A 25,741-nucleotide genomic window follows, 5' to 3' on the forward strand; every position below is an offset into this window, starting at 1 on the left:
TGAATGGTCAGGGTCCGGCGACCCTGGTGCATTCTAACCTGAGCGCGTCCGACAGACGCACCTCAGCGCGGGGCCTGGGCGCCCGAGGTCCAGGCATAGAGCTGGTTCGCCGCGCGCTCTGCCCACAGGTTGATCGCATTCTCGGCATCGCCCAGGGTCCATTGCGCGGCGGCCTTGATGTGACCACCACCGACCTGGCGATCCGCCAAGGCCGCAAGCAGTTCGCCGCTGCGGGAGTCCAACACCTTCGCCGCTCCCTCGGCCGCGCCCACGAAGGGAAAGCTGCCGGTCGCCAGGTAGCCGACGGTACTCAGGGTGCGCGCTTGGGGCACTGCCATGGTAATAGTTCGCAGCCCCGGGGTCGCCGCTCTGGCATCGGTCAGTGCGACCTGTATCCTCATGACACCGGCCCCCGGCTGATCGGTGAGTTTGAACCTGGTACCCAACTTCTCCTTCAAGGCCGCATCGAAGTAGTTCGCGAGATGCTGCGCAGCGGCCGGGGGGATCTGCGATTCGGCGCTGGAGACGATGATCACCGGGTCCACGATGACCTTGCGGTACTGACTCCAGCGGGCCCCGGAGTTGACATAGCGCAGATAACTCTGGCCCTCTCCGCCAGGGGTGAGTTTTCGGCAGACGGGGCCCAAGAAGCTGCAGATCGCCGTGCGGTCGCCGATCGATGCCTGAAGGGTCGCCGCGCAACCCGTCAGCAGCAAGGACGCCCCCGCGATCAGGGCGAGGCACCCGCAGAGAGCCAGGAAGGCAACGCGCATGGCGGGCCGAGTCGGGTCGAGTCGAAGGTGATTGAACATTGCAGGATAACGCGCGGTACGTGGCAAATATGGTAAACGATAAACTATAAATGATTCGGGTGCAACAAATCGCGATCCCAGCCCAACCTTGACATCTGATAGAATGCGCGTGTTGTTCGCAATGCGCGTCCTGCGACCTTTATGAAAAGCCCTACAGGATGACGAGCGAGATGCCTAGCGAAGCGAACAGAATTTCAGGCGGGTCGACTGGCGCCGGGTTTGCAGCCGGACTACTGGGCGCCTCGCTGCTATTGGCAGATGCAGTATACGCGGCGGGGCCGACGCCCGCCCCGACCGCGGTCAATCCGGAGGCGGACCCGGTCGCCACTCACTTGGCGCTTGGCCAGTCGTATTTGGAGCGCGGCGAGCATGCCCGTGCGGTCCTCGAATTTGAGCAGGTGCTGCGTTTCGACAACTTGCCGCCGGATCTGCATGAACAGGCAGCGATCTATGCGCGCAGCGCACGGGACTATGCGGCCGGGCGGCGGCTCTCCGGATTCGGCTACGCGGAGACCGGCGGCGGCTATTACCGCGAGAACGTCACCCGCTCTACCAATGCCGCGGGCGGTAACCCGGCCCGCGACTGGTTCTGGAGGGCGCGCGCCGGCGGTGGCGTAAGCTATATTGCCCGCAACGACATCACCATCGACGGGACCCTGGACTACCGGTTCCGGTATTACGACAATCCCGAGCGGCGGGACGACTCGGACCTGCGCTGGAATGCTGCGGTGAACCAATCGCTCCCCCATGGCCGCCAGGCGATCGGGGTCCGCGGCCGGGCGAGCTACCGGGGTCAGCCGGGCTATCGCAACGACTACGGCCTATACCTCGATCGAGCATTCGACATCAATGCGGACAATCGGATCTCATTGGCGGGCGAATGGCGGACACGCCAATACCCAACCGACCTGCGTGAACGCAGTCGCGACATCGCCGAGGTCACCGCCAGTTGGACGCGCGCCTTCCTGGACGGGCGGGCGTCGCTGACGCTGGCGGTGAACGGCGGCCGGGAGTGGGCGACCCATAACCGACCCGACGGCGACAACAACTTCTTCGGGACCGAGTTCAACTTCGGCATCGACTTTACGCCAAGCCTCGGCGGCTTTCTGTTCGGACTCTGGGAGCACAACGCCTATCTTGGCGACCGCACCCTGACCGACGCGGATTTCGAGCCGGTTGCATTCTACACGCGCAGCGACGATATCTACGAACTGGGCGGCGGACTGACCTACGGCCTTGGCCGGGGGTGGTCACTGCGCCCGGAGGTGCTGTATCTGCGCGACGAGAGCAATACGGTGTGGGGTAATTACAGATCGACGGAGCTGTGGTTGATGATCCGCAAGGCGTTCTAGATTCAAGAGTGATCATGTTAGAACTCACCACGCGCGCCGCCGCCCGATCCAATTCCCGGAAATGGCTCAGCGAGGAATGCCTGCGTATCCCAGCTCGACGTATGTCCGAGCCGGTCGCCAATTTCGGCGCGGGAGAGCGTCCGGGGGCGCCGATCGATCTGAGCATCGGCCTCAGCAGGGGATCAACTCCAGACACTGATCCAGGGACACGCGCCAGTCCGGCATGTGGAGCCCGAAGGTCTCCTGGAACTTGCGGTTGTCGAGCACCGAGTAGGCGGGGCGCCGGGCCGGGGCCGGGTAGTCGGTGGAGGGGATGGGGATCAGGCGGCAATTGAGTTCGGCGCGCTCCAGGATGGCCTGGGCGAAGCCGAACCAGCTTACCTCGCCGGAGCCGGTCAGGTGATAAAGGCCCCCGACCTGCTTGAGATCCAAGTCCCCGCGCAACACCCGGTAGAGGACCAGCGCGGTCAGCTCCGCGAGCATGCGGCTCCAGGTGGGGGAGCCGACCTGGTCATCGACGATGCGCAACTCGTCCTTCTCGCGCAGCAGGCGCAGCATGGTGAGCAGGAAGTTGGCACCGCGCGCCCCGTAGACCCAACTGGTGCGGAAGATCAGGCTGGGGGCGCCGGAGTCCAGCAGGGCCAGTTCGCCGCCGAGCTTGGTCTCCCCATAGACGTTCAGGGGGGCGGCGACATCCTCCTCGGTGTAGGGGCGTTTGCCGGTCCCGGGAAAGACGAAGTCGGTGGAGTAGTGGATGATCGGGATGCCGCGCTCGGCCAGCAGCCGGCCCAGTTCACCTACCGCATCGGCGTTGATCCGCCGGGCGACGTCGCGATCCGTCTCGGCCTTGTCTACGGCGGTGTAGGCGGCGGCGTTGACCACCGCGTCCGGCCGGGCCTCGGCCACCAGTCGGGCGAGCAGACCATGGTCCAGGAGGTCGATGATGGGGCCGTAGCCGCCCTCGATGGAGGCGGCGATCACCTCGCCCAGGCCCGCCAGGGTGCGCCGCAGCTCCCAGCCTACCTGGCCGTTGGCGCCGATCAACAGGATTCTCGGCCGCTGGCCGCTGGTCTTCACGGGGGCCGCAGGTTGCTGGGGGGTCATGGGTAGTCCTCGATGGCTGGCAGCCGCTGCGCCGGGATGTCCGAGAGGCTTGGGGCTGCCTGATCTTTTTGGGAGAGTTCGGGAGCGGATTGGCCCGTCAGGGGCCAGTCGATACCGATTGCCGGGTCGTCCCAGCGCACGCTGAACTCGGTCTCGGGGTGATAGTAATCGGAGCACTTGTAGCCGAACAGTGCGGTCTCAGTGGTGACCAGGAAACCGTGGGCGAACCCGGCCGGGACCCAGAACTGCCGCTGGTTCGCGGCGGACAGGGTGACGGCCACCCAGCGGCCGAAGGTCGGCGAGCCGCGGCGCACATCCACCGCCACGTCGTAGACCTCGCCCGCAAAGACCTGCACAAGCTTGCCCTGGGCATGGGGATGCTGGCAGTGCAGGCCGCGCAGGACGCCGCGGCGCGAGAACGACAGGTTGTCCTGCGGCAGGGACGCGGGGATACCGAGACTGGCGTAGCGCTCGCCGCGGTAGGTCTCAAGGAAAAAGCCGCGCTCGTCGCCCCAGACCTTGGGCTCGATGATGAGGGCCCCGGGGATGGCGGTTGTGATGACCTTCATGCGATCCACCCGCGCCGCAGCAACCCGAGCAGGTATTCGCCGTAGCCGCTCTTGCGCAACTCCTCGGCCATCGCCCGGAACTGCACCTCGTCGATCCAGTGGTTGTAGAAGGCGATCTCTTCCGGGCAGCAGACCTTGAGGCCCTGGCGCTTCTCGATGGTCTCGATGAAGGCACCGGCCTCCATCAGGGATTCGTGGGTGCCGGTGTCCAGCCAGGCGGTCCCGCGCCCCATGCGCTGCATCTGGAGTTCGCCCCGCGCCAGATACAGGTTGTTGAGGTCGGTGATCTCAAGCTCGCCGCGGGGCGAGGGCGCCAGGGTCCTCGCCCGGTCGCAGACGCTTGCGTCGTAGAAGTAGAGCCCGGTGACGGCCCAGTTCGACTTCGGCTCCCTGGGCTTTTCCACCAGGCCGATGACCTGGCCCGCGGCGTCGAACTCCGCCACCCCGTAACGCTGCGGGTCCGCCACCCAATAGCCGAAGACGGTGGCCCCGTCCCCGCGCGCGCTGACCTCCTTGAGTTGCTCCCCAAGCCCCTGACCGTAAAAGATGTTGTCCCCCAGGATCAGGCACGAGGGGGCACCATCGATGAAGTCCCGCCCGATCAGGAAGGCTTGGGCCAGCCCGCCCGGGTGGGGCTGCGCGGCGTAGGCGAGACGGATACCCCACTGGGACCCGTCGCCCAACAGCGACTCGAAGAGCGGCAGGTCGCGGGGCGTGGAGATGATCAGGATGTCGCGCAGCCCCGCCAACATCAGTGTGGATAGGGGATAGTAGATCATCGGCTTGTCATAGATCGGCAGCAGTTGTTTGCTGACCGCCCGGGTGATCGGGTAGAGCCGGGTACCGGAGCCCCCGGCGAGGATGATGCCTTTACGATTCATCGCAACTATCTCTGATCAGGCGGCCGTGCCCAGACGCTCGCCCCGATAGCTTCCGTCCAGCACCCGCGCACACCACCGCGGGTGCTCCAGATACCATTGGACGGTGCGGCGCAGCCCGGTCTCGAAGGTTTCCTGCGGCGCCCAGCCCAGCTCACGCTTGAGCTTGTCGGCGTCGATGGCGTAGCGCCGGTCATGGCCGGGGCGGTCGGCGACATAGGTCTTGAGGGCCGCGTGGGGACGCCGGGGCGAGTCCGGCAACAAGTCGTCCAGCAGGGCGCACAGGGTGTCGACCACCGCCAGATTGGTGCGCTCGCTGTCGCCGCCCACGTTGTAGACCGCGCCGGGGGTCCCTGCCTCCAGCACCCGCAGGATGGCGCGGCAGTGGTCGCCGACATAGAGCCAGTCGCGGATGTTGCCGCCGTCGCCGTAGATCGGCAGGGGCTCGCCGCGCTGCGCCTTGTGGATCATCAGCGGGATCAGCTTCTCGGGGAACTGATAGGGGCCGTAATTGTTGGAGCAGTTGGTGGTCAGCACCGGCAGGCCGTAGGTGTGGAACCAGGCCCGCACCAGGTGATCGGAGGCCGCCTTGGAGGCCGAATAGGGGGAGTTGGGGGCATAGGGCGTGGACTCGGTGAAACGCCCGGTCGCCCCCAGGGACCCGTAGACCTCGTCGGTGGAGACGTGCAGGAACCGGAAATCCCGGCGCGCCGTCGCGCCGAGTTTGAGCCAGTAGGCGCGTGCCGACTCGAGCAGGTTGAAGGTCCCCACCACGTTGGTGCTGATGAACGGCGTGGGGCCGTCGATAGAACGATCCACATGGCTCTCGGCGGCGAAATTCACCACCGCGTCGACTGCATAGTCCGTCAGCAGTTGCCCCACCAGGGCACCATTGCCGATGTCACCCTGGACAAAGATGTGGCGCGGATTGCCGGCCAAGGGGTCCAGGGTGTCCAGGTTGCCCGCGTAGGTCAACTGGTCCAGATTGACGACCCGCCAAGGCGTCTGCGCCATCAGCAGGTGGACGAAATTGCCGCCGATGAAGCCGGCACCCCCGGTGACCAGCACTGTGTGCATTCTAGAGTTCCTCCTGGTCGCGATGGGCGCCGGCCCGGCGGGTTGCCGTGCCCTGGTGGGCGGCCCTGATATGCAGGGGCGACGCGCGCTGACGCAACCGCCCCCGGGGTGGACGTGATGATACCGCGTCAGGCGGCGCGACGCAGGGTGAGCCGTGTCTTTACCAGGGCCGGACGGGGCGCGGCGGCCTGCTAAAGCGTCGGCCTCGGGGCGCGTCCTCAGGGTACGACGTCTTGCGGAAATCGCCTAAAGGGCGGCGAGATAGAGCTTCAAGAGCCCCGGACGCAGTTGCGCCAGGGCCTTACGTCGGGGCATGTCGTCCGCGCCGCTCACCATTGCGTGCAGCAGCCGGTAGGCGTCGCCGGCGGTGCCGGGCGGGGCCAGGTCGGGGGGCACGGCGCCGGCCGTGCCGCGGTCGGCGAACAGGAGCCAGGCGGGGAAGTCCGCGGTGGCGAGTCCCAGGTCGGCGTCACCGAAGTGAATCCAGAGGCGCCGCAGCCGGGCGCCCGCAAGGTCCTCGGCGTCCAGGTTGTGCTGCGCCTCCTGCGGATGTTCCCAGCACAGCAGTGCCCAGTCACGGCGGGCGGCGGCCGGGTCGAGCATCCGTTGGCACGCTTCCAAGTGCGCCAGGACAAGCGCTGGTCGACTGCGCCAGGCGGGCTGCGACTCGATGGCGTTGCGCGCCGCCGGGTGGCGCCCGGCGCGCGCCCAGGCGTAGCCGGCGTGCAGCCGCGGGGCCGCGGGGTCGAAGGGGCGCTCGGCCAGCGCCGCGGCCAGCGCCGCCCACAGGGGGGCCAGGAGGTCCCGGGCGCGGTGGCCGAGCAGGTCCCGGGCCTCGGGCTCCATCGACTCAAGCGCCTGCAGTTGCTCCGCCGGGGGCAGGGCGGGCAGGTCCTCCACCGCCTGCATGAGGTGCAGGTAGCGGCGCAGCCTGGGGTGGCGGGGGTCCAGGGCCATCAGCCGGGTGAGGGCGGCGTGAGCGGTGTCGATGCGGCGTCCGGTCAGTGCCGTGCGCACCGACTCCTCGAGGATCTGGTCCTGGCTGTCGTGGAACAGGTCCAGTTGCCGCCGATCGGCGGCCGGGGCGAAGGCCGTGGCGCAGCCGCGCATCAGCCCCGGGTGGGCCGCCTCCGCGGGGCCGATCGGGATGATCCGCTCTGCGGCCCCCCAGGCGCGGTGCTCCAGGGGCTCCGCCGCCAGGCCCTGGGCCGCCGCATAGAGACCCGCGCGGGCCAGAACCTCCGCCGCCTGATCCGCCGGGACGCGCAAGACCGCCTCCAGATGGGGCACCCGGCCGAGCCGCCAGGACTCGTAGTCCGCATAGCTCAGGTCGTCGCAGGCCATCAAGAGTTCCAGCGGGTCCAGGCGGCCCTGCTCCAGGATCAGTTGGTCCACCAGGGCGGTAAGACCTTGCTTTGAGAGTGGTTCATTCATTGGCGCCAACTGAAAACCCTTGTGTATAGATCGAACTCAGCCACCCGCAGCGGCACCGGACAAGGACCCCGGGACCAGTCGCCCCCATGCTAGACTCATGCTGCCCGCGCCGACCCGGCGCACCCCTGCCGCGAGGGCCCCACGCCATGGGCTATACCCAGGACCTGCCGCGGGTGGACCTGCATGTCCCACCCAGTATCCGCCTGGACGATGACCTCTTTTTCGCCCTCTGCCAGGCCAACCGCGACTGCCGCATCGAACGCACTGCCGAGGGAGATATCCAGATCATGCCGCCGACCGGGGGACTGACTGGAAAGAGAAACTGTGATCTCATCGTCGACGTAGGGCTTTGGGCCAGGCAGGACGGCCGCGGCCTGGCATTCGACTCATCCACCGGCTATACCCTGCCCAACGGTGCCGTGCGCTCGCCGGATTGCTCCTGGGTGCTGCGTGAGCGCTTGGCGCGATTGACCGCGCAGGAGCAGCAGAAATTTTTGCCCCTGGCCCCGGATTTCGTGATCGAGCTGGCCTCCCCGACCGACGAGCGCGCGGACCTGATCGCCAAGATGCGCGAGTATCAGTCAAACGGGGTGCGGCTCGGCTGGCTGATCCTGCCGGTGCAGCGGCAGGTCTACAGCTATCTCGAGCGCGGACCCGGGCAGCGCCTGGACCATCCCGACACCCTGACCAATGAGGCCATCCTGCCGGGCCTCACGCTGAGCCTCTCGGGGATCTGGGCGGCAGGGTTCTAGACTTTCAACTGCTCCGGAACTATGCCCAATCAGGTCCCGATTTCAACCCCGGTGGGCCACGCCGGTTTGCTCGCCCTGGTGCTCCTGCTGGCCTGGCTGCCGACGCGGGCGGAGGTCTTCAAGTTCCAGGACGCCGACGGTCGCTGGCACTTCACCGACCGGCCGCCCCCGGGCGCCGCTGTGCCCGCGCCCCCGCCGGTGTCCGCCGCAGCGGCCGTCCCGGCCCGGGACCTGGCCGCGGCGCTGGCCCAGCGCTTCAGCGCCCGCACGGCGGTCCAGCAGGCCACCCTTGCCACCGTCGCGATCGAGGCCGTGCTCGGTCAGGGCGCCGGCTTTTTCATCACCGACGACGGCTATATCCTCACCAATCGCCATGTGGTCCGCCCCATGCCGACTGACCGGCGCGAGGAGGAGGCGCGCTTGCAGCCGGCAGAAGGGCGGTTGCAGGCCCAGGAGGCGGAACTCGCGCGGCGGCGCACGCTGGCGGCCGGGGCGGCCGCCGACCTGGCCCGGCTCAAGGCCCGGGGCCAGGAGCAGGGCCCGGTCGCGCGCCGCCTCAAGGATCAGTATGACTATTACGCGGCGGCCGTCGCCGAGCTGGCCGACCAAGTGGCGCATGGGCGGCAACGCGTGGACAGCGCCAAGCTGGAGCAGAGCCTCAAGACCGACCACGCCATCCTCCAGCAGGACTTTCCCATCGTCCTGAAGGATGGCGAGCGCCTCACCGCCCGGCTGATCCGTGCCAGTGACGACCATGACCTGGCCCTGCTCAAGCTCGACGGCTACCGTACCCCGGCGTTGCGCTGGGCCACGGGTCAGCCCCTCGGACAGGGGGACCCCGTCTATGCCATCGGCAATCCACTGGGTGTCTCCGACAGCGTGACCGCCGGACGGGTCACGCGGCTCGCCCCGGATCAGATCATGACCGATGTCCAGTTGCTTCCCGGCAACAGCGGCGGCCCGCTGGTCGATGAGGCGGGGGAGGTCGTCGCCATCAACTTCGCCAAGCTGGCCAAGGGCGGCGATGCCAACTACCAGGGGTTCGGCCTGGCGATCCCCGGCGCCATCGCCCGGGCGGCGTTCCCGGAATTGCGCTGAACCCGCGTTAAATTGCGGGCATCCCCTGGTCCCGGCTCAGCCGCAGGCGCTCTCCATGCCGACCAGCGAGAAGTAGACGCGGGCGAACTCCCGGTCGCAGCCGACGATGTGACCGAGCAGCCAATCGCGCACCCATTCCTGGCCGATGTCATCGAAGACCAGGATGCCCCGCGCGCGGCATTCGCGCACCATGGTGTCGAACTTGGCCATGAGGACGATGTGTTGCTCCTCGTGTTCCGCCCGCCGCGCGTAGCCGATCGCGCGCATGAACGCCTCCTCGCGTCGACAATGGGCGCGGGCCTTGTCGCCGAAGGCGGTGAGGGCCTCGGCCAACCCTCTCGGCCCTGAAGCGGCGCCGGTGCCGGGGGCCGGCACCCCGCGGGGAAAGGCGACCGGGGCCGCTGCCTGCGGACAGTAGCGCAGGCTGATATCGATCAGGGCCTCGACCAAGGCACGGTGATCCGCATCCAGGGCACCGATGCCCAGGCACCATTCATTACGCCAGGTCAAGAGTCTAGACATCGGGGTGTCTCCCGTGGGCGGCGCCGCTCCCGGCAAGGGGCGCGTGGGTTGGGTCGGGGCACCGCGGGGCGCGTGTCGGCGCCGACGGTGCACCCCGTCAAGGCTCCATTGTGGGGGTCTACCGGCAGCGGATTCCAGTCCCAGCCGACGGCCCGGCCCGCCCGCAAGCAGGCGTGGCCGGTGTCACCGATGGGTCCCGGCGGTCGTCCAGACTGGAATTTACGCCCTCCCGCCCGTCGCGTCACCCATTCACTGACATATACTGCGTTTCCCTTTGTTTCGGACCTGGACCCGCCCCGCCCGCCATGCCCCATCAGACCGACGACCTGCGCATCCGCACCATCACCCAGGTGCAGCCCCCGCGCGCGCTCCACGAGCGCTTCCCGGTGTCCGAAGCGGCCGCGGACACCGTCTTCGACACCCGGCGGGCGATCCAGCGCATCCTTCACGGGGAGGACGACCGGTTGCTGGTTGTGGTAGGCCCCTGTTCGGTGCATGACCCTCAGGCAGCCATGGAATATGCCGAGCGCCTCCTGCCGGTGCGCCAGGCCCGCGGTGCCGAGCTGCTGGTGGTGATGCGCGTCTATTTCGAGAAGCCCCGCACCACCGTGGGCTGGAAGGGCCTGATCAACGACCCCGACCTGGACGAGAGCTTCGCGATCAACAAGGGCCTGTCCCTGGCCCGCAAGCTGCTCTTGGACCTGGCCGCGATGGGGATGCCGGCGGGGACCGAGTACCTGGACCTGATCAGTCCCCAGTATATCGCCGACCTGGTCAGTTGGGGGGCCATCGGGGCCCGCACCACCGAGAGCCAGGGCCACCGGGAACTGGCCTCCGGCCTGTCCTGCCCGGTGGGCTTCAAGAACGGCACCGACGGCGACGTGAAGGTCGCCATCGACGCCATCCATTCGGCGGCACGCCCCCACGTCTTCATGTCGGTCACCAAGGAGGGACAATCGGCCATCTTCTCCACCGCCGGCAACGCCGACACCCACATCATCCTGCGCGGCGGGCACCGGCCCAACTACGACACCGAGAGCGTCAACATCGCCGCCGAGCAGATCGTCGAGGCGGGCCTGACACCCAAGATCATGATCGACTTCAGCCACGCCAACAGCCGCAAGAAACCGGAAAAGCAGATCCAGGTGTGCCAGGACGTCGCGGGTCAGATCGCCCGCGGTGACCGGCGCATCATCGGCGCCATGATCGAGAGCAACCTGGTCGGCGGGCGGCAAAACCTGGACACCCCCACCGGGCTGGTCTACGGGCAGAGCGTCACCGACGCCTGCGTGAGCTGGGCCGACACCGAACCCATGCTGCGCGAACTGGCCCAGGCCGCGGCGCGGCGGCGCGGCTGACGGCGGGACCCAGGACGGCCAAGGGTTCCCCGCAGAGCGCCCGGTCGAAGCGGCTAGTCCCAAAAAGAGTATTTGGCCGCAAATGAACGCAAATAAGCGCAAATAAATCTGCTGGTTAACATCGTTCCGGGCATCACCCGGACGGTGAACACGCAGTGAATCCCAAGTCTGTGATTATTTGCGTTCATTTGCGTTCATTTGCGGCTAAACTACTTTTTCTGGGTCAAGGGGTCGGCAGTTTCCTCGTCTTCTTCCGGATCAGGTCGGCCAGCAGGCCGATCAGGACGCCGCCGCCGCCCACCAACACCCACAGCGGAAGCCCGATACCGCCCCCCAGGGGCACGATGCCGGCCCCCGCATTGCCGACCGCCACAAAGGTGCCCACCACGGCCAGCACGCCCAGTCGCAGCTTCCAGGAACGGGCGTCCCAGGCAACGATCTTCAGGGCCCGGCCCATGACCTTGGCGAGCGGCCACGCGGCCTTGCTGTCGCGCAACAACGCAAGCTGCGCCGCCGCCTTGTGGCGCCCGCGCAGCTCGCCTTGTCCGATCTCGCGCAACCCCCGCATCCAGCCCATGAGCAACTGCGCCTCGCCCGGAGGGGCGCGCAGCAAGGCCTGTTGGATGGCGGGTACGGCCGCGTCTTCTTGCTCTTCGGACACTGACATCTCCTGAAAAACCAAATAAACCCGGTCGGCGGCTCAAGATTCCGGCACGCTGGCCGCGACCTTCACGGCGATTTTATCGCGTTTTGGGTCCTGGGTTCGGACAGTCCTCGCGGTCCGGGTGCGATCAGAACTGATGTGCTGACCGAGATCCCGGGTACGCTGTTGTCGTTGTCGTTGTCGTTGTCGAATAATCCGACCACGATTACGACAACGACAACGACAACGACGCCCGGTCCCTGAGAACGTCCGGTAGCGGCAGGGTACGCATCGCGGACCCGGCTCCGGCGGTCCCGCCGTCATCCTCCCCCAGCACCTCGATTACATCGACATCAATGCTGCGCCGGACCAGAATGAACGGCAACCAGAGCACCCGGACGAGGCCGCAACCATGAGCACTGACGAGACGATCGGCGGGCACCGGTGATGGGCGAGGTACGCGCCACCGCGCGGCTGCGCAACTTCCTGGACGTGGGACTGGCCGAGCGCGGTCAGGGCAACCTCGCGGCCATCCCCACCAGCACGCTCGATTGCCTGGTGGACACCGGGGCGGTCATGGTCCTGTTGCCGGAAGATGAGGTGGGGAAGCTCGGGCTGCTGAAGGGCGGGCGGGTCATCGTGACCTACGCGGACGATCGCAAGGAGGAACTGCCTACGGCCCGCGGCCTGGAGGTCGAGATCCTCGGGCGCACCATGGTGACTGATTGTGTGGTCGGCCCCCCCCTGTGCGAACCACTGATCGGCCAACTCGTGCTGGAACAACTGGATCTGGTGGTGGACTGCGGGCGCAAGACGCTTACCCCCAGGCCCGAATCGCCCAATCTGCCTCTGTTGAAGCTCAAGTAGGCATCCCCGCCCCGTGACAGCCGCCGCCCTTGCTGCGAAGATCAACGCCCTGGAACCCTGAGCACCACGCCGCCACCCCGCGGGCCCCAACGAGACCCCCATAGAGCCATGAGCACCAAAGACCACCTGATCATCTTCGACACCACGCTGCGCGACGGCGAGCAGTCCCCCGGCGCCTCCATGACCCGCGATGAGAAGGTGCGCATCGCCAAGGCCCTGGAAAAGCTCAAGGTGGACGTGATCGAAGCCGGCTTCCCGATCGCGAGCCCCGGCGACTTCGAGGGTGTAAAGGCGGTCGCCGCGGTGATCAAGGACAGCCGGGTGTGCGGACTGGCGCGCGCCATGGACAAGGACATCGACCGCGCCGGTGAGGCCCTGGCCGGGGCCCGGGCCGGGCGTATCCACACCTTCATCGCCACCTCGCCGATCCACATGGAGAAGAAGCTCGGCATGTCCCCGGATCAGGTGCTGGAGCAGGCGGTCCATGCGGTCAAACGGGCCCTGCGCTACACCGACGACGTGGAGTTCTCCCCGGAGGACGCCGGACGTTCGGAGATCGACTTCCTGTGCCGCATCCTGGAGGCCGTGATCGACGCCGGCGCCCGCACCGTGAATATCCCCGACACCGTGGGCTACAACATCCCCGACCAGTTCGGCAGCCTGATCCGCACCCTGAAGGAGCGCGTGGTCAATGCCGACAAGGCCATCTTCTCGGTCCACTGCCACAATGACCTGGGGCTCGCCACCGCCAACTCGCTCGCCGCTGTGCGCAACGGGGCGCGCCAGGTGGAGTGCACCATCAACGGCCTGGGCGAGCGCGCCGGCAACGCGGCCCTGGAGGAGATCGTCATGGCGGTGCGCACCCGCCAGGACCTCTTCGACTGCGACGTGGGCCTCGATACCACCCACATCGTCCCCTGCTCGCGCCTGGTCTCGAGCATCACCGGCTTCCCGGTCCAGCCCAACAAGGCCGTGGTCGGGGCCAACGCCTTTGCCCACGAGGCCGGCATCCACCAGGACGGGGTGCTCAAGAACCGCGAGACCTACGAGATCATGCGCGCCGAGGATGTGGGCTGGAACGCCAACCGCATGGTCCTGGGCAAGCACTCGGGCCGCAACGCGCTCCGGAGTCGCCTGCTGGAACTGGGGGTGGTCTTGAGTTCGGAGGAGGAACTCAACGCCGCCTTCTCCCGCTTCAAGGACCTGGCGGACAAGAAGCACGACATCTATGACGAGGACCTCCAGGCCCTGGTCAGCGATGCCAACCTGGACGCGGCCAAGGAGCGGGTCAAGCTGGTGTCGCTGCGGGTCTGCTCGGAGACCGGGGAGACCCCGAGTGCGGACCTGGTGCTGATGGTCGACGGGGCCGAGCGGCCCGGGACCGCCACCGGCGGCGGCCCGGTGGACGCCACCTTCAGGGCCATCGAGTCCATCGTCGCCAGCGCCACCGTGCTCAAGCTCTACTCGGTCAACGCCATCACCAGCGGCACCGATGCCCAGGGGGAGGTCACGGTGCGGCTGGAGAAGGGCGGGCGCATCGTCAACGGGCAGGGGGCCGACACCGATATCGTCATCGCCTCCGCCAAGGCCTATCTGAACGCCGTCAACAAGATCCTCCAGCCGCTGGCGCGCGCCCATCCTCAGATCGGGGACGTCTGAGCCGGGCCGCCGCCGGGACAGACCCGATGCTTGACGAGACCCGCCGCCGCGCCTACCTGCACGCCATGGGGATCGACCTGTGGGTGCCGCGGCTGGCCGCGCCGCCGGTGCAGGCGCCGCCACTGGCGCTGCCGCACCCCCAGCCGGTACCAGCGGCGGCGCAAGCGGCGTCGCCGGTTCCGGTCGCGCCGCCCCAGCCGCCGCGACCGGTCGCGCCGCGCCCCCAGCCCGCCGCCGATGCGCCCCAGGCCCTGCCCGAGCCGCCGCCCGGGCCCGACCTGGGCTGGGACACGGCCTGGGAGCCGGTCGGTGACCCGGTATGGGAGCCGGTGTGGGAACCGCCGTCGGCCCCGGCGGGACCCACTCGCGCCCAGACCCCGCCGCGGACTGCGCACGCCGCCGCGCCGCCCGCCAAGGCCCCCGCGGTCGCCCCGCCGCCCCTGCTCGACGACCCCGCTACCCTGGATTGGGACGCCCTGGCCGCCGCGGTCGCCGCCTGCCGCGCCTGCGCACTCTGTGAGACCCGCACCCGCACCGTCTTCGGGGTCGGTGACCGCCAGGCGCGCCTGTTGGTCATCGGTGAGGCCCCGGGGGCGGACGAGGACCGGGCGGGCGAGCCCTTTGTCGGCCGCGCGGGCCAGCTCTTGAACCAGATGCTGGCCGCCATCGGGCTTACGCGCGCTCAGGTCTATATCGCGAACATCCTCAAGTGCCGCCCGCCGGGCAACCGCAATCCGCACCCGGGCGAGGTCGCGCACTGTCAGGGCTACCTGGCGCGGCAGGTCGAACTGATCCGCCCCCGGGTGATCCTGTCCGTGGGCGCGGTCTCCGCCCAGAACCTGCTCGGCACCGACACCCCCGTGGGCCGTCTGCGCGGGCGCTGGTTCGACTACGGCCCCGCGGCCGTCCCCCTGCGCGTCACCTACCACCCCGCCTACCTGCTGCGCTCACCCGAGCACAAGGGCAAGGCCTGGGAGGACCTGATCGAGGTGTCGCGCCGGCTCGGCAGGGGTGCCTGAGAGGGTCTACACTTTGCGGAGTCGATCGCGAGAAAAATGTGTTTGCTAATTTAAGCGACTACTAATATACTTTTTCCCGTGGGTGGTGCTGTACGCGCCCCGCTAGCTGCCAACAACACAATCGAATCTTCGGAGATCAAGATGAAAAAGCTTGCTACTGCTGTCGCCGTCGCCGCCCTGCTGGGCCTGTCCGCCTCCGCCTCCGCCTGGGGTCCCTGGGGCGGCGGTCCCTGGGGCGGTGGTCCCGGTTACGGGAACAACGGCTGGGGTAACAACGGCTGGGGCAACAATGGCTGGGGCGATGGCTCGGGCGACTGGCTCGGCGACATGTTCGGAGACGGCGACTTCAACATGAGCATGAGCGGCGGCGGCAATGGCCGCGGCTACGGTCGCGGGCGCGGCAATGGCTACGGCAATGGCTACGGCTATGGCCGCGGCTATGACGGCTACGGCTACGGCGCCCCCTACTACGGCGGCTACGGCCCCTACGGCGGCGTTCCCTACGGCTATGGCGCCCCCTATGCCGCCCCTTACCCGGTCCCGATGGCCCCCCCGGCCCCTGCGGCCGCCCCGGCCCAGCAGGCCCCGGCCAAGTAAGGCCGCTGCTCGGTACGACCTTGGGCGCGCAGGGATAGCGCGCCGGATCAAGGCCAGGCATTCGCCTGGCCTTTCCATTGGCGCAGGGCGCGCTGTCAGTCCACCCGATGCCGCGTGACGGCCTTGATCGTCATCCCGGCCCATCAGCCGACGGCGAGGGCTGTGGTCCGCACAGCGGACCCTACGGCACCGCGCCCGTAGGGTCCGCTGTGCGGACCAGCGACCTCCCGTGCAGCCGTGTGGCCGGAGTTATGATCAAGGCCCGCGTGACCCGGATCGGGGTGGCGATGCGGCCTCATTTCAGCCACTCGTCAAGCCTCTCCCAACGCCGCTCCGTCACCATCACAAAGCCGCAGCGCCCGTTTGAAAGACCGGCCCAAAGTCCGCCGATCAAGCGGTCATCCGCGGCCTCCTGCCAGCGATCGGCGCCCTTATACTCCACCGCGAGAATGGTCCCCGGCAGTTCCCCGGACGGCGGCAGTCGGCACAGGAAGTCCGGATAGAAACGGCCATCCGCCTTTTGCAGGAAAAAAGAGGCGCCCTCACGCCGCACCAGGTTGCGAACCCAGAACTGGATGCGGCCCTGCGCCGCCGCGATATCCAGTTGGCACGCGCACTCGAACTCCTCTTTGCTGTCGAAGTCGCCGATCCGCCCATAGAAGTGGTGGCGGAACTCGAAGCGCCCGAAGCGGCCGTCGTAATCGCGGCTGGGGGCATAGGCCTGGGCCTGGAACTCAAAGGCATACTCGTCGCTGACCGCTATGCGCGATGCGGCCTCGTCGCCGAACAGGGTCAACTGAAACGCCTTCCCGACCGCCTGCCTGCGCAGTTCCCGAATACGCGCCTCAAGCAGATTGCGGATCATGAACTGCTGCAGATTGGCGCGCGCCAGGGTGAAGCCGTCGCGCCGCAGCAACTCGGTAAGCCAGGCGGCCACGAAGGCCTGCTTGCCGGCATGGGTCAGGGATGGCTCCGGCAGGTTGGCGCACAACCAGGCGGCCAAGCGCACCTCATCGCGATGTTCAGGCCGGTAGACCAACCCCAGGTCGCGTTGCAGCGCCGGCAGGAAGCTGGACACCAACTTGCCGCTGCCGTCATCGATATCGATCTTACCGCTTTCCGACACCTTCATGCCGGCACCCAGGGTCCTGATGTCGTCGGCCGTCGGCGCCGCAAGGTAGTGTGACAGGTCCCACGGATAGTCCAGGACCTCCGGGTCATCAAACAGCTTCAACTCACCCTGCACGCGCAACGCCAGTTGCGGTATCCGCAATCGCTCCCCAAGTTCGGCCGGTGTCTGGAAGAACTCGATGGCCGTGGTGCGGCTGACCTCGCCCGCCGCGACGATCGCCGCCGCCGCGGTTGGCGTCGTCACCGCGGCCTTGAGAACCTCGGTCTCTTCTTCCGTCAATGGCGTGGTGATGGTGAGCGTATTGAGCTTGCCGTCCCACACGACCTTGTCCCGGACGGGTTTGGGCACCTCCTTGAGGTTCGGCTTCTCCGACAATGTAATAGCCACTGGATGCACGAACACGCGCCTGGCCTGTCCTTCCAAATCCAGCCTGGCCTGCTCGTCCTTGGCCGCCTTGACGAACTCACTGACCTCGCGCCGCTCGAATCCGGCGCCACTCACCAGGCGGTCACGCAATGCGCCGGCCGTTTCGGCAAAGTTACGGGAGACGACGAAGGCATAGGATTGATTGAGTTCGCGGGCCGCGCGCCGGCTGGCATTGGGCTGGCGCAAGACCCGGCCGAGCAACTGTTCCACTGCTGTTGCCGAATGCAGCGAGGCCATGCTGACCAGGATATAGGCAAAGGGACAGTCCCAGCCCTCGGCCAGGGCGCGCTGCGTGATGACGAACCTGACCGGACAGGCGGGGTCGGCGATGCCCAGCTTATAGTCAGAATCGATCTGCTCCAGTCCCTTCTCCTCCCCGGTCGCCACCAGGATCTGGTCGGCAGGGATGCCGTGGTTGGTGATCAACTCCTTGCGGACGCGCTCGAAATCGAGTGTCTCCACACCGCTGCGGCGCGGCTCCGACTGGATCAGCACGATGGGCCTCACATAGGGCGCGCCGGTTTGACGCTCATCCTCGGCCAACTGGTGCAATGCCTCCCGCCGGCCGATGGCGTCCGCCAGACATTGCTGCCAGTTCGGCTCGGTCTCCAGCACCACCGGCAACTTGATCATCTCCTCCGCCTTCAATTCGGCGGCCGAGACGCTGTGCAGGACATTGCTGGGGGTGCGCTCCAGGTCGGGCGTGGCGGTGAGTTCCAGTATCCCGCTGGGGCGCAAGCGCGCCAGCATGTTGAAGGCCAGTTCGGTGCGGCTGTTGTGCGCCTCATCGACGATGACGAAAGGCCGACGCAGGCGCAGCACGTTGGCCAGCGAACAGGGCCTGGTCTGGTCCGCGCCGTCGCCCTCGGTCAAGAGTGCATCGCGCTGGGCGGGTGACAGGTTGTCGAAGTGGTGCATCAGGGCGCCGCTCGACTGATAGACCTTGCGGCATTCCTCTTCTTCGACCTGGAAGGCCTGGCGGGTGGCGACGATGATCGTGGTCGAGGTGTCCAGCGTGGCGCGGGTCACCGCCTTGGCCTCGTCCAGGTCCATGACGGTGAGCGGGCCCGCCTCGCGCAGCGCTGTGTGATAGGGATGCAGCCGGCCCTTGAGCGCGCGCAAGGTCTGCTCGCGGATCGGCTTGCTCGGCACCAGCCAGAGGATGACACTGTGCTCGCAGCGCAGCAGGTGCGTGTTGACCAGGGCCACACTCTTGGCCGCGAGCCAGGTCTTGCCGCCGCCGGTCGGCACCCGCAGGCACAGGTAGGGCATGTCCAGCGGGAAGCCCGCCAAGGGGTTGTAGGCCAGGGCCCGCCCCCACAGACGTTCGGTCGTGGCCGTATAGGCAATCGCCGGCGACGGCAACTCATGGCACGCCTTGAAATAGGTCTCCAGGCTGTCGAGCACCTGCGACTGGTAGGTCTTGGGGGCGAAGGTCGTCATGGCTCACAGGTCCAGCGCGTAAGGGGTTTGCTTGAAGGTGATGCCCTCGCGCGCGGTGCGGGTGCCCAGGCGATTGGCCGCAGCGTAAATGACCTTGGGGCCGGCGAATTTGGGCAGTGAGTCGAAGACCGGCCCGGTGAGTACATTGCCGCCGGCCGCCGATTGGTCCTTCAGGATACCGTTGTAGAGCAGGTAGATGGCGCGTCCCTCGTGGGTGCCGATCAGGGGGCCGTCGGCCGTGCCGGTAAAGCCGGTACCGGTCTCGGCAAACCAGACGAATTCGGCGAGTTGGGCAAAGGTTACGTCGGCGCGGACCTGGCCGGTGGGATCGAAGAGCGGTTCGGCGGAGAGGCGGCAGAATTGGAAGCCGCCGCCGAGGCCGTCGATGCTGTTACCCTTGGTGTTGGTGTAGCCTTGCGCAACCCGCTTAACCCGCTCGGCGGTAACGTTGCAGGCGATCTCCGGTTCCATTTCAACCAGGATAAAACGGCGATTGCCGCCGTCCTCGGCGTTTTGTTTCAGGACCGCATGGCCGGTCGTGCCGGAACCGGCGAAGCTGTCGAGGATCAGTGAATCCTTGTCTGTGGCGATTCCCAAGATGCGCTGAACGAGTCTTGTGGGTTTCGGGGTACCAAATGCAGCGCGACCGTCAAGAATATCTTTAAGTTCAATGCTGGCATCTTTCGCCGTCGCGAATTCTTCATGTCTCCACCAGGTCGTGGGCGTCAACCCCTGTGTGATCTCGTCTCGGTATTTCTTCAGCATAGGGCGGCCGGTCCCGCCGACTCCGAATGTAATGCGTTCATCGGCCAACCAGGTATGGAATTGCGCCTCGTTGCAGCGCCAATACCTTCCTGGGGGAGGTAAGAACTGCTTTCCGGTCGGGCCGGTTATAGGGAATTGTCCAGCAGAATAAGGCTTGCCAGCCGATAGGTTTTCAGCTTTCCAAGGTCCGCGTCGATCGTTGTCCGGATTCTTGAATTTCGCCACTTGTTCTGCGGTACGGTCCCACTTGCCGATCACCGCGGCATCGAATCGTTTGGCATAAATGAAAACGAAATCCGTGGTCTCGGAAATATGTTTCGCGGTTTGATTCGCCGTATAGGAGGTTTCCCAGGCCGCGATTGCGATACGATTTGCGGCACCAAAGACCTCATCCATTAGCAGTCCAAGGTTGGCGAGTTCGTCCGTTCCGATGTTCACAAAGAGAACGCCATCCTCGCGTAGTAATTCCTTCAGCAACACCAGCCGCGGATACATCATGCACAACCAGCGGTCATGCCGATCCAGCGTCTCGCCCTCCTTGCCGACCACGGCGCCGAGCCAGCGGCGGATCTCGGGGCTGTTGACGTTGTCGTTATAGACCCACCCCTCGTTGCCCGTGTTGTAGGGCGGGTCGATATAGATGCACTTCACCTGCCCGGCATAGCGCGGCAGCAGGGCCTTGAGCGCGTGCAGGTTGTCGCCCTGCACGATCAGGTTGCCGCTGTCGGCGCCGCCGCAGGACAGTTCCGGCACCGGCTCCAGCAGACGGAACGGCACCTCCCGGTGGTGTCTGACGACGGCCTCTTTGCCGATCCAGTTCAAGGTGGGCATTCATATCCTCGGGTGTATTCTATGGCTGTCGCCGACGGGCAGTGCAGTGCAATGCCGTGCAGTCGAACCCTTCCGGCTCTTCTGGCTCCCACGCTCCCGCGTGGGAGCAAGTGCGGGCGCTCCGCGTCCAGTGCCAAGACCGGACGCGGAGCGCCCGCACGGCATTCCCACGCCGGAGCGTGGGAACGAGAAGCCCCGCCGTCGGCGCTCAACTTCCGGTCATCGTCCACAACAGCGCTTATATTTCTGCCCGCTGCCGCAGGGGCAGGGTTCATTGCGCCCGGTACCGGCATACTTCTTGACGGCGCGTCGTGGTGCCGGCGGCGCGATCTCGCGGATCGGCGCGCTGCCGGACGGTGCCATGGGACCTCGCCGATTCAATCCCGGGAACATCTCCTGGTGGCGCTTGATCATTGGCGTGACGACCGTCCGCTTGAATGCCTCAAACTCGTCGTCATCCATATGCAAGGTCGGCTGTAGGCTGGCCAGGAACTCGTTCCGGCTCTGCGGTGGCGTCACCGCCAGGTTCCAGCAGAGTTGGCTCAGCGTGAACGCCTTCTGCAACTGTTCCGGCGAGCCGTCGGTCGCATCGATCAGCGGTTGTGCGAATTTCGAGAGGGCATCGGCAAAACCTCCCATAATAAACCTCCGGTTAGTGGCGGCGCGGAATTCGGTGGACTGGGCTATCGCTTGTCCACCCTACGGCCGGAATCTTGATCAAGGCTGAATTTTGGCTGTCCTTGTCGAGCAGACAAGCCCTCACTCCCACTAATACCTCCTCAAGGCTCCGGCACTCAAGCACCCGGTCGGCCCACGCCTCAAGCTGCGTCTCGCCGGCTTGCTCCAGGCGTTGTTCGGCCCATGAGGGCAACGGGCCGAAGCGGCGGGTCAGCACGCGGCGCAGCAGCTTGCCTTCGCCTTGCTGTACCCCGTAGGCGCCCAAGGCTGAAGCCTTGGACTCCAGGGTGTGCGCCGAACGTCGGCCCTACCTGACCACCGTCAATCGCGCCGCCCGCGGCCGTTCGGGCTCCGCCGGCATCGCCGGCAGGGTCCCGCGCTGGTAGCAGACGCTCACCGCCTCGTTGCCGAGCAGGCGGCGCAGTTGCTTCAAGAGCGCATCGCGCGGCTGCACGCGCCAGGCGTCGCCGCATAGCAGCCGCGCGCGCACCCCGGCGCGTTGATAGTCGAGGAGGATGCGCGAATCGCCGCCGCGGAAGGGTTCCAGGATCGTTTTGATCTGTTCGACCAGTTCCAGATCGCAGACAGGGCCGGGGGCGGTCCCCAGGGTCAGGGCCAGGTGGTCGGCCTGTGACTCGCGCGCCTGCTCGAAGGTGCGCACGTCCTCGGCGCGGAAGGTCCAGTCGTTGCGGAAGTCGTCGAAGCTCAGGGAGCCGGTGACGGTGATCATCTGATCCGGGATCAGCAGGCTGCGCGTCGTCTCGTACAGTTCGGAGAAGACCGTCACCTCGATACGCCCGGTGCGGTCGTCCAAGAGCACCGAGCACATGCGCCCGCGCTGCGTCTTGCCGGGGCGCACGCTCACCACCAGCCCGGCGATGGTGCGCCGGTCGCGCTCGCGCCGCTTGTTGTCCCAGCGGTTCTCGGCCTCCGCGGGGTCGCGCTCGGTTTCCTTGAGACGCGCGATACGGTTGGCGGCCCCCACCATGGCGTCGATCTCGCCGGTGTAGCGGTCGATCGGGTGGCCGGTCAGATAGAGGCCCAGGGTCTCGCGTTCGCCGGCCAGGCGCTGTTCGTCGTCCCAGTCCTCGCGGGTTTCAGCGGCGATCTGCGGGTCCGGCGCGGCGGCGGTGGGCCCGCCGCTGTCGAGCAGGCCGCCGAACAGGTCGAATTGACCGGCCGCCTGGGTCGCGCGGTGCTGCTCGGCGAACTTCAGTGCCAGCGGCAACTGGGCCATCAGGGTGGCGCGGTTGGGGGCCAGCCCGTCGAGTGCCCCGGCACGGATCATCCCCTCCAGCACCCGGCGGTTGGCCTTGTGCAGGTCGATGCGGCGACAGAACTCCCAGAGATCGCGGAAGGGGCCGCCGGTGCGCCGCGCCTCCAGCATGGCCTCGATCGCCCCCTCGCCGACCCCCTTGATGGCCCCCAGCCCATAGACCACGGTGTCGTCACCGGCGATGGTGAAGCGGTATTCGGAGTGATTGACCGCCGGTGGCTTCACCGCCAGTTTCATCTGGCGGCATTCCTCGATGAGCGTGACCACCTTATCGGTATTGTCCATATCCGCGGAGAGCACCGCGGCCATGAAGGCGGCCGGATAGTGGGTCTTGAGCCACAGGGTCTGATAGCTGACCAGGGCATAGGCGGCGCTATGTGACTTATTGAACCCGTAACCGGCGAACTTCTCCATCAGGTCGAAGATGTGCGCGGCAATCCCACGGTCCACCCCGCGCTGTTCGGCCCCCTCCTGGAAGCCGACGCGCTGCTTGGCCATCTCCTCGGCCTTCTTCTTGCCCATGGCGCGGCGCAGCAGGTCCGCCCCGCCCAGCGAATAGCCGGACAGGACTTGGGCGATCTGCATCACCTGCTCCTGGTAGAGGATGATGCCGTAGGTGGGCGCCAATACCGGTTCCAGGTCCGGGTGCGGATAGGCGACATCGGCGCGACCGTGCTTGCGGTTGATGAAGTCGTCCACCATGCCGGACTGCAGTGGTCCGGGGCGAAACAGGGCGACCAGGGCCGTAATGTCGCCGAACGAGTCGGGCTGGAGCTTCTTGATCAGCTCCTTCATGCCGCGCGATTCGAGCTGGAAGACGGCGGTGGTCTCGCAGCGCTTGAGCAATGCGAAGGCCTCCGGGTCCGCCGGGTCGATCTGCTCGATGTCGATGGGCTCCAGGCCCGCCGGCCGGTGGGCGTTGATGGTCTTGAGCGCCCAGTCGATGATGGTGAGGGTGCGCAGCCCCAGGAAGTCGAATTTCACCAGGCCTACGGACTCCACGTCGTCCTTGTCGAATTGGGTGACCAGGTTGTCCCCGCCCGGTTCGCAATACAGCGGCGCGAAGTCGGTGAGGCGGGTGGGGGCGATGACCACGCCCCCGGCGTGCTTGCCGGCGTTGCGGGTACAGCCCTCGAGCTTGCGCCCCATGTCGATGAGGTTGTGGACCTCCTCGTCGTCCTCATAGGCGGCCTTGAGATCCGGGTTGTCTTCCAGCGCCTTCTCCAGCGTCATGCCGAGCTCGAAGGGGACCATCTTGGCCACCCGGTCGCAGAAGCCATAGGGGTGGCCCATGACCCGGCCCACGTCGCGCACCACCGCCTTGGCCGCCATGGTGCCGAAGGTGATGATCTGGGACACCGCCTCGCGCCCATAGCGGTCGGCCACATAGTCGATCACCCGGTCGCGGCCCTCCATGCAGAAGTCGATGTCGAAGTCGGGCATGGAGACGCGTTCGGGATTCAGAAAGCGCTCGAACAGGAGATCGTGCTGGATGGGGTCAAGGTCCGTGATCCCGAGTGCGTAGGCGACCAGCGAGCCGGCACCGGAACCGCGGCCGGGGCCGACCGGGATGCCGTTGCGCTTGGCCCAGGCGATGAAGTCCGCCACGATCAGGAAATAGCCGGGAAAGCCCATCTGGCAGATGACCCCGAGTTCCAGGTCCAGGCGCTCCGTGTAGAGTCGGCGGCGGTCCGGATGATCGGCGGCCGCCCGCAACAGGCCGCGTTCAAAGCGGCGCTTGAGACCCGCCTCGGACTCGGCGCGGAAGAACTCATCGATGGTCAGCCCCGCCGGCACCGGGAAGTCGGGCAGGTAGTTCTTGCCCAGTTCCAACTCCAGGTTGCAGCGCTTGGCGATCTCCACCGAGTTTTCCAGGGCCTCCGGGCAGTCGGCGAACAGCTCGACCATCTCGGCGGGGGTGCGCAGGTATTGCTCCTCGCTGAAGACACGCGGGCGCCTGGGGTCGTCCAGGGTGCGGCCCTCGTGGATGCAGACCCGCACCTCGTGGGCCTCGAAGTCCTCGCGGGCGAGGAAGCGCACGTCGTTGGTCGCCACCACCGGCACGCCCCGGGCCAGCGCGAGATCGACGCACTGCTCCACCAGTTCCGCCTCCTGCTCCCGCCCGGTGCGGATCAGCTCCAGGTAATAGCGGTCGCCGAAGACCGTGAGCCACTGGTCCAGCAGGTACTCGGCCCCCGTGCGGTTACCCGCCAGCAGGGCGGAGGCGACATCGCCCTGGGGCCCGCCGGAGAGCGCGATCAGCCCGTGTGGCGCCGCCGCGATCCAGTCGCGCTCCACCTGGGGCACGCCTAAGTGCTGCCCCTCGACATAGGCGCGCGAAATCAGCCGGGTGAGATTGCCGTAGCCCTGTTTGTCCTGCACCAGCAGCACCAGGCGGTGCGGCTTGTTGGGGTCCGCGGGGTTCTTCACCCACAGGTCCGCCCCCGCGATCGGCTTGATCCCGGCCCCCAGTGCCGCCTTGTAGAAGCGTACCAGGGCGAAAAAATTGCACTGATCGGTGATCGCCACGGCCGGCATCCCGGCCTTGCGCGCCGCCTTGACCAGGGGCTTGACCCCCACCAGTCCGTCGACCAGGGAGTATTCCGTGTGCAGGTGCAGGTGGATGAAGCGGGGGTCCATGGCGGGCTCGGCTGTGGTGTTGGATGGCGGGCGTCGGGGGCGGGAGTCTACCAAGTCGGCGGGGGCGGCGTGCGGGTCGCTGCGGGGATCCTGGGAGCGCCGGGCGTCCGCCCGGCGCGAGGGCAAGCCCCGAAGGGGCGCAACATACCAGCCCAGGGCAACGCCCTGGGTGGCGCGGTTTCTGAGGTCCAGCCCTGAAGGGGCGTGACATCCATCAGGGCTCAACCGTCACCGGGTGCGGCCCTATGTCACGCCCTTTCAGGGCTAAACCTCATCCTGCGCCCAACCCAGGGCGCTGCCCTGGGCTGGTATGTAACGCCCCTGCGGGGCTGAGGATGCCGGTGGCAGGCCGTGCGGACACACGCTGGCGGCGACTGTGGATACGGATTGCGCTGCGCTCCATCCAGGCTACGCGCTGGGATACACTGACCCCCGAGACGACTGACGGGCGAGGGGCGCGGGCATGGGTACCACGGCGGATCGAATCTTCGCGCAGGCGAGCCGGCTCCCGGAGCCGCTGGCCCGCGAGGTCCTGGACTTCATCGGCTATCTGGAGGCCAGGCACGGACTGCGGGATTTGCTCAGCGAAGACCTCAAGGCGGCCCAGGACGGCGCCATGCGCCGCGTCTGGGAAAATCCAGACGACGAGGTCTGGAATGACGGTTGACCGGCAGGGATATTTCTCGTTCCCACGCTCCCGCGTCACTGCCATCAGGTTAAGCCTCATGTCCAGTCCGGTCCGGCCTGGGAGCGCCGCACCCCAGTGCGGCGCGATCTCGCGGATAACTCCGGCGGTGCGGGTTGACCAG

22 protein-coding genes are annotated in these 25,741 nt (G+C 67.0%); 9 read left to right on the plus strand and 13 right to left on the minus strand.

Annotated elements, in window-relative coordinates; genetic code table 11:
• Nucleotides 1-62: 62 nt before the first annotated feature.
• On the minus strand, nt 63-812 hold the full coding sequence (locus THSYN_RS05945) for a DUF3313 domain-containing protein (protein ID WP_100918323.1): 750 nt from the start codon (nt 810-812) through the stop codon (nt 63-65).
• Between the two features lie 251 nt (nt 813-1,063).
• Here THSYN_RS05945 and THSYN_RS05950 point away from each other — a divergent pair, with 251 nt between their 5' ends.
• Complete coding sequence (locus tag THSYN_RS05950; protein WP_216644686.1) at nt 1,064-2,164, plus strand: hypothetical protein; 1,101 nt, start codon at nt 1,064-1,066, stop codon at nt 2,162-2,164.
• Between the two features lie 171 nt (nt 2,165-2,335).
• Here THSYN_RS05950 and rfbD read toward each other — a convergent pair whose 3' ends face one another.
• The 5 genes from rfbD to THSYN_RS05975 all read right to left on the minus strand — a co-directional run bounded on the left by rfbD (nt 2,336) and on the right by THSYN_RS05975 (nt 7,226).
• Complete coding sequence (gene rfbD / locus THSYN_RS05955) at nt 2,336-3,268, minus strand: dTDP-4-dehydrorhamnose reductase (RefSeq protein ID WP_100918324.1); 933 nt, start codon at nt 3,266-3,268, stop codon at nt 2,336-2,338.
• Nucleotides 3,265-3,837, minus strand: coding sequence for a dTDP-4-dehydrorhamnose 3,5-epimerase (gene rfbC, locus THSYN_RS05960; protein WP_100918325.1), 573 nt, complete (start codon nt 3,835-3,837; stop codon nt 3,265-3,267). The genes rfbD and rfbC overlap by 4 nt, the downstream gene beginning before the upstream one ends.
• Nucleotides 3,834-4,718: a glucose-1-phosphate thymidylyltransferase RfbA gene (gene rfbA / locus THSYN_RS05965; protein WP_100918326.1), complete on the minus strand. Its 885-nt coding sequence runs from the start codon at nt 4,716-4,718 to the stop codon at nt 3,834-3,836. Before rfbA ends, rfbC begins: the two co-directional genes overlap by 4 nt.
• Before the next feature lie 15 nt (nt 4,719-4,733).
• The gene (rfbB, locus tag THSYN_RS05970; protein WP_100918327.1) at nt 4,734-5,792 is read right to left on the minus strand and encodes a dTDP-glucose 4,6-dehydratase; all 1,059 of its coding nucleotides are present in this window, start codon (nt 5,790-5,792) and stop codon (nt 4,734-4,736) included.
• Between the two features lie 246 nt (nt 5,793-6,038).
• Nucleotides 6,039-7,226, minus strand: coding sequence for a hypothetical protein (locus THSYN_RS05975; RefSeq protein ID WP_100918328.1), 1,188 nt, complete (start codon nt 7,224-7,226; stop codon nt 6,039-6,041).
• A gap of 146 nt (nt 7,227-7,372) precedes the next feature.
• On the opposite strand from THSYN_RS05975, the gene THSYN_RS05980 reads away from it, so the two are divergent.
• Nucleotides 7,373-7,978: a Uma2 family endonuclease gene (locus tag THSYN_RS05980; RefSeq protein ID WP_100918329.1), complete on the plus strand. Its 606-nt coding sequence runs from the start codon at nt 7,373-7,375 to the stop codon at nt 7,976-7,978.
• 21 nt (nt 7,979-7,999) lie between these two features.
• On the plus strand, nt 8,000-9,076 hold the full coding sequence (locus THSYN_RS05985; RefSeq protein ID WP_100918330.1) for a S1C family serine protease: 1,077 nt from the start codon (nt 8,000-8,002) through the stop codon (nt 9,074-9,076).
• Nucleotides 9,077-9,112: 36 nt separating this feature from the next.
• Here THSYN_RS05985 and THSYN_RS05990 read toward each other — a convergent pair whose 3' ends face one another.
• Entirely contained in the window at nt 9,113-9,598 is a 486-nt protein-coding gene (locus tag THSYN_RS05990; RefSeq protein WP_100918331.1) for a bacteriohemerythrin, read from the minus strand.
• 305 nt (nt 9,599-9,903) lie between these two features.
• Here THSYN_RS05990 and THSYN_RS05995 point away from each other — a divergent pair, with 305 nt between their 5' ends.
• On the plus strand, nt 9,904-10,956 hold the full coding sequence (locus tag THSYN_RS05995) for a 3-deoxy-7-phosphoheptulonate synthase (RefSeq protein ID WP_100918332.1): 1,053 nt from the start codon (nt 9,904-9,906) through the stop codon (nt 10,954-10,956).
• Between the two features lie 223 nt (nt 10,957-11,179).
• On the opposite strand, the gene THSYN_RS06000 is transcribed toward THSYN_RS05995, so the two are convergent.
• Nucleotides 11,180-11,617, minus strand: a complete 438-nt coding sequence (locus THSYN_RS06000) for a hypothetical protein (RefSeq protein WP_100918333.1) — start codon at nt 11,615-11,617, stop codon at nt 11,180-11,182.
• A gap of 429 nt (nt 11,618-12,046) precedes the next feature.
• Between THSYN_RS06000 and THSYN_RS06005 the strand changes: the two genes are divergently transcribed.
• The 4 genes from THSYN_RS06005 (at nt 12,047) to THSYN_RS06020 (ending at nt 15,741) form a co-directional block, all read left to right on the plus strand.
• Nucleotides 12,047-12,466, plus strand: coding sequence for a pepsin/retropepsin-like aspartic protease family protein (locus THSYN_RS06005; protein WP_100918334.1), 420 nt, complete (start codon nt 12,047-12,049; stop codon nt 12,464-12,466).
• Between the two features lie 108 nt (nt 12,467-12,574).
• On the plus strand, nt 12,575-14,125 hold the full coding sequence (locus tag THSYN_RS06010; RefSeq protein ID WP_100918335.1) for a 2-isopropylmalate synthase: 1,551 nt from the start codon (nt 12,575-12,577) through the stop codon (nt 14,123-14,125).
• A 26-nt stretch (nt 14,126-14,151) separates the two neighbouring features.
• The gene (locus tag THSYN_RS06015; protein WP_100918336.1) at nt 14,152-15,144 is read left to right on the plus strand and encodes a uracil-DNA glycosylase; all 993 of its coding nucleotides are present in this window, start codon (nt 14,152-14,154) and stop codon (nt 15,142-15,144) included.
• A 141-nt stretch (nt 15,145-15,285) separates the two neighbouring features.
• Nucleotides 15,286-15,741, plus strand: a complete 456-nt coding sequence (locus THSYN_RS06020; RefSeq protein ID WP_100918337.1) for a sulfur globule family protein — start codon at nt 15,286-15,288, stop codon at nt 15,739-15,741.
• A gap of 295 nt (nt 15,742-16,036) precedes the next feature.
• Here the strand turns inward: THSYN_RS06020 and THSYN_RS06025 are convergent, their stop codons facing one another.
• The 5 genes from THSYN_RS06025 to dnaE all read right to left on the minus strand — a co-directional run bounded on the left by THSYN_RS06025 (nt 16,037) and on the right by dnaE (nt 24,932).
• Nucleotides 16,037-18,742, minus strand: coding sequence for a DEAD/DEAH box helicase (locus tag THSYN_RS06025; RefSeq protein WP_100918338.1), 2,706 nt, complete (start codon nt 18,740-18,742; stop codon nt 16,037-16,039).
• Between the two features lie 3 nt (nt 18,743-18,745).
• Entirely contained in the window at nt 18,746-20,338 is a 1,593-nt protein-coding gene (locus THSYN_RS06030; protein ID WP_100918339.1) for a site-specific DNA-methyltransferase, read from the minus strand.
• A 219-nt stretch (nt 20,339-20,557) separates the two neighbouring features.
• Nucleotides 20,558-20,977 (minus strand): SEC-C metal-binding domain-containing protein, encoded by a 420-nt coding sequence (locus tag THSYN_RS06035; protein ID WP_100918340.1) that lies wholly within the window; start codon nt 20,975-20,977, stop codon nt 20,558-20,560.
• A 13-nt stretch (nt 20,978-20,990) separates the two neighbouring features.
• Nucleotides 20,991-21,233 (minus strand): DUF4351 domain-containing protein, encoded by a 243-nt coding sequence (locus tag THSYN_RS35705; protein ID WP_236848920.1) that lies wholly within the window; start codon nt 21,231-21,233, stop codon nt 20,991-20,993.
• A gap of 90 nt (nt 21,234-21,323) precedes the next feature.
• A complete protein-coding gene (gene dnaE, locus THSYN_RS06045; RefSeq protein ID WP_100918341.1) occupies nt 21,324-24,932 on the minus strand; it encodes a DNA polymerase III subunit alpha in 3,609 nt (1,202 codons plus the stop codon).
• 463 nt (nt 24,933-25,395) lie between these two features.
• Between dnaE and THSYN_RS06050 the strand changes: the two genes are divergently transcribed.
• Nucleotides 25,396-25,599, plus strand: a complete 204-nt coding sequence (locus THSYN_RS06050) for a DUF2281 domain-containing protein (RefSeq protein ID WP_100918342.1) — start codon at nt 25,396-25,398, stop codon at nt 25,597-25,599.
• The last annotated feature ends 142 nt before the right edge of the window (nt 25,600-25,741 follow it).

Origin of the sequence: Candidatus Thiodictyon syntrophicum (assembly GCF_002813775.1) — a bacterium.
Lineage (GTDB): Bacteria > Pseudomonadota > Gammaproteobacteria > Chromatiales > Chromatiaceae > Thiodictyon > Thiodictyon syntrophicum.